We start from the raw sequence: 8,065 nt of genomic DNA on the forward strand, positions 1-8,065 counted from the left end.
TTGCGGGGCACCGAGCCAAAGGAACAAGCTTAAAAAAGCGGGTTGGTGCGATGATTATCGGGCAAGAGTTTTCTTTGGATGAATAGCAGTCAAAGTATGCTCGTGCCCTGCCTCAATGTGGGCCCCGCATAATTCTCGCCCTTGCAGTTGTTTAGCTGCTTCCCATGATGGATTAGTCGTTTCTTTGCCGAAAGGCTCAAAACCTGTAATTAAAACTGTTTTCTGTGTCGTCATAGATAGTACCCTTATATGGTGGAAAGATTCTAACGTACCTAAACAATATGCATCCTATAAATGATAACCGTGATATTTTTATTTGACATACCTGTTATCTTTCAAGTTGCCTGTTTGTTGGCTTCGTTCGATCACCCCGGTCACAAAGTTAGCTATGCTCCCGGGGATTCGCTCCCTTGCCGTCACAATGCATCTTGAAATCCATAGGGTATACAGTTAATTTTTTAATATGTTCATCGTAAGAGAAAATTATTTTCAAAATAATTCAGCTTATTGCGTTGTTGGTTTATCAATGTTAAGAAAATATTTTAATAGCGCCGGTGATTTAATATTTGCTTAAGTTGATAGTTTATGGGAAATATTTTGTTTTATGACTGAGTTGTGAAACGATAATTTTTTCTTTGTGATGGGATGGATATTAACCGCTATTAACTCTCAAGGAGAAAATATTTCGATGAGATAGTCCGTGATATATTTTTCCCAGTACGTTTAAATATAATTAAACAATTGGTTGTTTTTTCCCATAATATGAACTCATTCAAGTTAGTTTATGGATGGAAGAAAACGCCCTGTTTTGTCCGTTTTGTGTTTTTTTTGTGATTTATATCTCAAAATAATGTACGTTTTTCTTTTTTATATTACTTTAAGGTGACATTTATCACTAAAAGATGTCTAAATGATCAATACAGTAGATCTCAACTAATTTCATTATAAATTCTTCTTGCTGAGGAGTCTGATATGTCTGATGTATTTCACTTAGGTCTGACCAAAAGCGACCTGCAAGGCGCAACGTTAGCTATTGTTCCGGGTGATCCGAAACGTGTGGAAAAAATCGCAAGATTGATGGATAACCCCGTTCATCTTGCTTCTTTACGTGAATTCACGTCATGGCGGGCAGAAATTGATGGTAAAGCTGTCATTGTGTGCTCTACGGGCATTGGTGGCCCGTCAACCTCTATCGCTGTTGAAGAATTAGCGCAATTGGGTGTGCGTACTTTTTTACGTATCGGCACAACAGGTGCAATTCAGGAAAATATCAATGTTGGTGATGTGTTGGTTACCACCGCAGCTGTTCGTTTGGATGGTGCCAGCCTGCATTTTGCTCCGATGGAATTCCCGGCGGTTGCCGATTTTGAATGTACGACGGCTCTGTACGAAGCAGCAAAAGATTTAGGTGCAATGGTACATGTGGGGGTAACGGCCTCTTCCGATACTTTTTATCCCGGCCAGGAGCGTTACGATACCTATTCTGGCCGTGTTGTGAGCCATTTTAAAGGTTCAATGGCTGAATGGCAGGCGATGGGGGTTATGAATTATGAAATGGAATCGGCAACTTTATTAACAATGTGTGCAAGCCAAGGGCTGCGTGCAGGTATGGTTGCCGGTGTTATTGTTAACCGTACTCAGCAGGAGATTCCTAATGTTGAATTACTTGAGAAAACAGAAAGTAACGCATTGGGGATTGTAGTAGAAGCTGCTCGCCGTTTGTTGTAAATCATACTTTTTGGGCCGGAGTATTCCGGCTCACTCTTATTTTGAATAGAAATCTGTTAATGTTTTAATACCTAACAACTGATTAAAAGTCATCATGATCACAACATCTTTATTGCATCCATCAGTGCTTCCCCTTAATGGAGGGATTAATTTTCGTGATTTAGGCGGTAAAAAAGTCGCGAGTGGTGGAAAAATCAAATCAGGCTTGCTTTTCCGTTCTGGTTCTCTGGATCGCTTAACAGAACAAGACCAATCTTTCCTGGCAAATAAAAATCTCTTTCAAATCATAGATTATCGTGATATCAGTGAAATAGCGGATAAACCCGATTTGATATGGAATGGCGCTAATTATCATCATGCTCCGGCCAATCCCTTATCTGATGAAGTGAATGCAAATCTGGAAAAATTGGCGTCAGAGATGTTGGAACAATTTAATCCTCAGGCATTTATGTTCCGTCTTTATGAATTACTGCCTCTAAAAAATTCAGCCTATAAGACATTAGTTAAATTACTGCAACAACCGGAAAAAGGTGGGATAGTCCAGCATTGTGCGGTAGGTAAAGACAGAACCGGTGTAGGTTCCGCGCTGGTATTATTTGCATTGGGGGCTGATTTGGATACGGTAATGGAAGATTATTTAGTGACTCACTCTACTTTGGCTCCTTACCGTGAATATCTGTTAAATGAGCATGCGAAAACCATGAGTGACGATGTGGTTGATAAATTCGCTTATGTTTATTCCGTGAGAGAAGAGTTTTTAATGACGGCATTAAACAGTATTAACCAGCATTATGGCAGTGTAGATATATGGCTGGAGAAAGATCTTGGCCTTGATTTTGCTGCTCGTAAGAAATTACAAGGTTATTTCCTTGAATAAAAAGTTGGTTTAATTCTGGTTAATGCAGCGGTGGTTAAATTGAATGTAGTATACCCGTTATCTTTCAAGTTGCCTCTTTGTTGGCTGCACTCGCTCACCCCAGTCACATAGTTATCTATGCTCCCGGGGATTCACTCCCTTGCCGTCGCGATGCATCTTGAAATCCATAGGGTATATTAATCAATATAGGAATTTGAATTTGAGCCTTCATGAAATAGTTGAGTTGGTAATCGCTTTTGTTAAAGCACACGATACCTGGATCATGCCGATTGTTTTCTTACTTGCTTTTGGTGAATCTCTGGCTTTTTTCTCCTTGTTATTACCTGCAACAATCATATTGCTTGGGTTAGGTGCATTAATAGGTGAAAGTGGCCTTAATTTCTGGTCAATTTGGTTGGCAGCCGCGATAGGGGCCTTTTTGGGCGATTGGGTATCCTATATCGCCGGTGCGTATTTTAAAGGTGATGTTGGTAAAATCTGGCCGATTTCCCGTAAACCACAACTGCTGACACGAGCGCATAATTTTTTTGAGCGCTGGGGTATCTGGAGCATTTTCCTTGGTCGGTTTTTTGGGCCATTCCGTGCAATTGTGCCATTAGTCGCGGGCATTTGTACCATGCCGTTGCGCTACTTCCAGATTGCCAATATCTGTTCCGCACTTATCTGGTCTTTTGGCGTATTAGCTCCAGGAGCATTTGGTTTGCAATGGTTAGTGAAATGGGTGAGTTAATTGGGAGCGGCTTCGCAGACTGAACCATCTGTATAAATCATTCTGGACATCTATACAGTGGCAATTTAGTTTATCTGGTCTAAGCATTAGATAGAGGAAGTACCGGTGGGTATCCAGTTGTTATATACGTTGATAGGTACACTTGGCGGTCTTTTGGGTGGTGGTATTCTCGTTTGGTTCTCCGTTCATCAACGTATTCAACAACAAGAGTTGGAATTACGGAAATTGGACAGCCAGCTTGCCGTTGCCAATGAGAAACTTGAACAATCCGCTTATTGGCGGGTTGAATGCGAACAATTGAACCAAGAATTGCGGGCTCAGAGAGAAATCAATAGCGTGCAAGAATCTGAACTGCGGGAAGTGACGACACGTCTGGAAGAGAGTCGCCTTGCGGCTGAAGAGAAACAGCGGTTGCTGATCAACAGTGAACTACGTTTGAATACTCAATTTGAGAATTTGGCTAATCGTATTTTTGAACAAACGGGGCGCCGTACTGATGAACAAAATCGGCAAAGTCTCAATACGCTTTTGGCACCATTTCGTGAACAGCTCGATGGCCTTCATCGGCAAGTACAGGAGAGTTTTGGTCAGGAAGCCCGTGAACGGCATACTCTTGCACATGAAATCCGTAATTTACAGCAACTCAATGTCCAGATGGCGCAGGAAGCTATCAATCTGACAAATGCCCTTAAAGGTAATAATAAAATTCAGGGAGATTGGGGGGAAGTGGTGTTGGCTCGTATTTTGGAAGCTTCTGGTTTACGGGAAGGACATGAATTTCGCACTCAGGTGAATATCAAGGTAGAGGGTAACCGCCGTTTCCAACCCGATGTTATTGTTCATTTGCCGCAAGGGAAAGATGTGGTGATTGATGCCAAAATGTCGCTGGTTGCTTATGAGCGTTATTTTAATAGTGAAGATCAGCATCAGCGGGAATTAGCTCTTCAAGAACATATCGACTCAATTAAAGGTCATATCCGTGGTTTGAGCCGCAAAGATTACCAGCAGTTGCCTGGGCTGAAATCGTTGGACTATGTATTGATGTTTATTCCGGTTGAACCCGCTTATCTGGTTGCGCTGAACAAGGCGCCTGAGCTGCTTGATGAAGCACTTAAATACAATATTATGCTAGTTAGTCCATCAACATTGTTGGTTGCTGTGCGTACTATTAATAACTTGTGGCGCTATGATTATCAAAGCCAAAATGCGCGTTTAATCGCCGATAAGGCTGCCCGTATGTACGATAAAATGCGTTTGTTTGTCGATGACATGCAAGGTTTGGGGCAAAGCTTGGATAAGGCTCAACTTAATTATCGACTGGCAATGAAAAAGTTGACTGAGGGACGTGGCAACCTGATAAGTCAGGCGGAGAGTTTTCGTAATTTAGGTGTTGAGGTGAAACGTCCGATTGATCCTGAATTGGTTGATAAAGCCAGCCAATCATTCTGCGCTAATGATTAATACCAGGATAGGGTTTTATCTGAAAGGCTGATACACTTTTATAACGCTTTGAATAAAAAATGGGCAAATAACATGGTAGACCAAACGAAACAAACCACGCATTTTGGTTTCCGTACTGTAGCAAAGGATGAAAAAGCAGGCATGGTGGCCGAAGTGTTTCATTCTGTTGCAGCGAAATACGATTTAATGAATGATTTAATGTCGTTTGGTATCCATCGTATCTGGAAACGTATGGCTATTGATGCCAGTGGGGTGCGCAGAGGTCAGAGGATACTTGATTTAGCCGGTGGTACCGGAGATCTGACCGCCAAATTTTCTCGCATAGTTGGTGAAAAAGGCGAAGTTGTTCTTGCTGATATCAATGAATCTATGCTGAAGGTTGGGCGTGAGAAATTACGTGATGTTGGTATTGTTGGTAATGTCAGCTATGTGCAGGCTAATGCGGAAGCGTTGCCTTTCCCTGATAACTATTTTAATTGTATCACTATCTCTTTTGGGCTGCGCAATGTTACTGAAAAAGAAAAAGCCCTGCGTTCTATGTTTCGGGTGTTGAAGCCGGGTGGGCGTTTATTGGTACTTGAATTTTCTAAGCCTTTGTTCGCTCCGTTAAGCAAAGCGTATGATGCTTATTCTTTCCATGTGCTGCCAAAGATTGGTCAGGTTTTTGTGCAGGATGCTGACAGTTATCGTTATTTGGCGGAATCCATCCGTATGCATCCTGATCAGGATGCGCTTAAAACGATGATGGAAGAAGCTGGCTTTGAACAGGTGACTTATACCAATATGACTGGCGGCATTGTTGCACTACACAGAGGTTTTAAATTCTGAGATGGAAAGACCATCACTGAGTACAGTTATTAATTCCACACTTGCGCCGGTTTTAACCGCAGTGATGGAAACATCGTTGAATTACCTGTTGTACCGTGAACCCGTGTTAAGGCCAGCTCGTATGCGGCTGGTGGACAAAGTTTTGTTGATAGAATTAAAAGAAATGAATACACCACTCACGTTGGTGTTCAGTGAAAAACAGGTGGACGTATTAAGCCAATGGGGTGAATCTGCCGATTGCACTGTTAAAACTCACTTTTCTGCTTTGCTTAAACTACGGGATCGCCAACAAATTTCCAAGTTGCTCAATAGCGGTGAAATGGTTATTGAAGGGGATATGCAGGTTGTTCAGCAATGGTCTGCTTTGTTAGATATGGTTGAATGGGATTTGGCCCATTATCTTTCTCCTTATTTCGGGGATATCGCTGCCGAAAGTATTAGTCAAGCCCTTAAAAAGGGATTTCAGTGTGTTTCCGGCTCAATGGAATGCCAGAAAAATTATCTGGCGGAAGCGTTAACGGAAGAATGGAAACTGGCCCCAAATCAGCTTGAAGTGGCTTATTTCAGTGAAGAAGTTAGCATGTTGGCCAAAGATATCGAGCAAATAGAACAACGATTGGCAGTATTAGAGGGAAAATATGACTCCAGGTGAATTAAGGCGCCTTTATTTGATCATACGGGTTTTTCTTTCTTACGGATTAGAGGAGCTAATTCCTCGGATTCGCCTAACTTGGCCTCTTCGTTTTGGTCGTTATTTGTTGTTCTGGATCCCAAATAGACATAAAGATAAATCACTTGGGGAGAGATTACGGCTTGCCTTACAGGAATTAGGGCCTGTTTGGATTAAATTTGGACAGATGCTTTCAACGCGGCGTGATCTGTTTCCTCCAGCAATAGCGGATCAACTGGCATTGTTGCAAGACCGAGTTGCCTCTTTTGATGGTGCTCTGGCGCGTCAATATGTTGAAACCGCTTTAGGAGGGGCATTGGAAACCTGGTTTGATGATTTTGAACCTATTGCTCTGGCCTCTGCTTCAATTGCTCAGGTCCATACTGCTCGGTTAAAAGAGAATGGACAGGAAATTGTTATCAAAGTCATCCGCCCTGATATTCTGCCGATTATCAAAGCGGATATCCGGTTAATGTACCGTCTGGCTAATTGGGTACCAATGTTATTACCCGATGGACGTCGTTTACGTCCTCGTGAAGTTGTACGTGAATACGAGAAGACGTTAATTGATGAACTGAATTTGCTGCGTGAAGCGGCTAATGCAATTCAACTCCGCCGTAATTTCGAAAATAGTTCAACGCTTTATGTACCGGAAATTTATTCTGATTATTGCCGTGAAAATGTTCTGGTAATGGAGCGGGTTTATGGTATCCCTGTTTCTGATATTGAAGCATTGGAAGCGCAGAATACCAATATGAAATTGCTGGCCGAACGGGGCGTACAGGTCTTTTTTACACAGGTTTTTCGCGATAGCTTCTTCCATGCTGATATGCATCCGGGAAATATTTTTGTCAGCTATGAACATCCTGAAGATCCGTTTTATATTGGTATTGATTACGGTATTGTTGGTTCTCTTAATAAAGATGATAAACGTTATCTGGCTGAGAATTTTATTGCTTTCTTTAATCGTGATTACCGGAAAGTTGCTGAGCTTCATGTGGATTCAGGCTGGGTTCCTAGTGATACCAATGTTGAAGATTTTGAATTTGCAATTCGTACGGTTTGTGAGCCAATATTTGAGAAGCCACTTGCTGAAATTTCATTTGGTCATGTACTTCTGAATCTATTTAATACTGCACGTCGTTTTAATATGGCAGTGCAGCCTCAGTTAGTTCTTCTACAGAAGACGCTTTTGTATGTAGAAGGATTAGGACGGCAGCTCTATCCACAGCTTGATTTGTGGAAAACAGCAAAACCGTTTCTGGAGGAGTGGTTACATAGCCAGGTTGGATTGCCGGCTGTTATCCGAGCGTTGAAAGAAAAGGCGCCTTATTGGGCAGAAAAGTTGCCAGAACTACCTGAATTAGTGTATGACAGTCTTCAGCAGCATAAACATTTGCAGGTGAGCATTGAGAAGCTATCAGGTCATTTGAAAGGGCAACAGATAAAACAGCGGCAGTCGCAGTATTTGCTTGGTGTTGGTGCGATATTGTTTCTCTGTGGCAGCTTGTTTTTGTTATCTGGCTTAGCAAATATTCCTTGGTTGTTTATAGGCGCGGGTACCGTTTCATGGTTATTTGGCTGGTGTCGTCTGAATAAAGTTGAGTAAAATTTGTCTTAGGTCAGATTTTTTTGAAGATTGGTTATAGTTCGTCGTATATATATACCCTAAAGATTTCAAGATGCGTCGCGACGGCAAGGGAGTGAATCCCCGGGAGCATAGATAACTATGTGACTGGGGTGAGCGAGTGCAGCCAACAAAGAGGCAACT

General features: G+C 42.0%; 8 protein-coding genes and 1 pseudogene. 7 read left to right on the forward strand and 2 right to left on the reverse strand.

The genetic code is table 11. From position 1 onward, the window contains the following. Positions 1–108: 108 nt before the first annotated feature. A pseudogene (locus ACGF49_RS23685) lies at positions 109–234 on the reverse strand (pyroglutamyl-peptidase I); the annotation flags it as partial. A gap of 738 nt (positions 235–972) precedes the next feature. Between ACGF49_RS23685 and udp the strand changes: the two are divergent. Next, positions 973–1,728, forward strand: a complete 756-nt coding sequence (gene udp / locus ACGF49_RS23690) for a uridine phosphorylase (protein WP_113043587.1) — start codon at positions 973–975, stop codon at positions 1,726–1,728. Between the two features lie 94 nt (positions 1,729–1,822). Further along, positions 1,823–2,605 carry a tyrosine-protein phosphatase gene (locus ACGF49_RS23695; RefSeq protein WP_228899570.1) on the forward strand — a complete coding sequence of 261 codons (783 nt, stop codon included), beginning with the start codon at positions 1,823–1,825 and terminating at the stop codon, positions 2,603–2,605. Here the strand turns inward: ACGF49_RS23695 and ACGF49_RS23700 are convergent. Continuing rightward, on the reverse strand, positions 2,590–2,712 hold the full coding sequence (locus ACGF49_RS23700; protein WP_262405156.1) for a hypothetical protein: 123 nt from the start codon (positions 2,710–2,712) through the stop codon (positions 2,590–2,592). The genes ACGF49_RS23695 and ACGF49_RS23700 overlap by 16 nt on opposite strands. 92 nt (positions 2,713–2,804) lie before the next feature. Here ACGF49_RS23700 and ACGF49_RS23705 point away from each other — a divergent pair, with 92 nt between their 5' ends. The 5 genes from ACGF49_RS23705 to ubiB all read left to right on the forward strand — a co-directional run bounded on the left by ACGF49_RS23705 (position 2,805) and on the right by ubiB (position 7,903). Further along, positions 2,805–3,335, forward strand: a complete 531-nt coding sequence (locus tag ACGF49_RS23705) for a DedA family protein (RefSeq protein WP_113043585.1) — start codon at positions 2,805–2,807, stop codon at positions 3,333–3,335. A gap of 165 nt (positions 3,336–3,500) precedes the next feature. After that, positions 3,501–4,796, forward strand: a complete 1,296-nt coding sequence (gene rmuC, locus ACGF49_RS23710; protein WP_387493078.1) for a DNA recombination protein RmuC — start codon at positions 3,501–3,503, stop codon at positions 4,794–4,796. Between the two features lie 72 nt (positions 4,797–4,868). Beyond that, positions 4,869–5,624: a bifunctional demethylmenaquinone methyltransferase/2-methoxy-6-polyprenyl-1,4-benzoquinol methylase UbiE gene (ubiE, locus tag ACGF49_RS23715; RefSeq protein ID WP_113043583.1), complete on the forward strand. Its 756-nt coding sequence runs from the start codon at positions 4,869–4,871 to the stop codon at positions 5,622–5,624. A gap of 1 nt (position 5,625) precedes the next feature. Then, positions 5,626–6,276 carry an SCP2 domain-containing protein gene (locus ACGF49_RS23720; RefSeq protein WP_387493076.1) on the forward strand — a complete coding sequence of 217 codons (651 nt, stop codon included), beginning with the start codon at positions 5,626–5,628 and terminating at the stop codon, positions 6,274–6,276. Beyond that, positions 6,263–7,903, forward strand: coding sequence for a ubiquinone biosynthesis regulatory protein kinase UbiB (ubiB, locus tag ACGF49_RS23725; protein WP_113043581.1), 1,641 nt, complete (start codon positions 6,263–6,265; stop codon positions 7,901–7,903). The genes ACGF49_RS23720 and ubiB overlap by 14 nt, the downstream gene beginning before the upstream one ends. Positions 7,904–8,065: the final 162 nt, after the last annotated feature.

This window comes from Photorhabdus sp. RM96S (assembly GCF_042879335.1).
Classification (GTDB): domain Bacteria; phylum Pseudomonadota; class Gammaproteobacteria; order Enterobacterales; family Enterobacteriaceae; genus Photorhabdus; species Photorhabdus kayaii.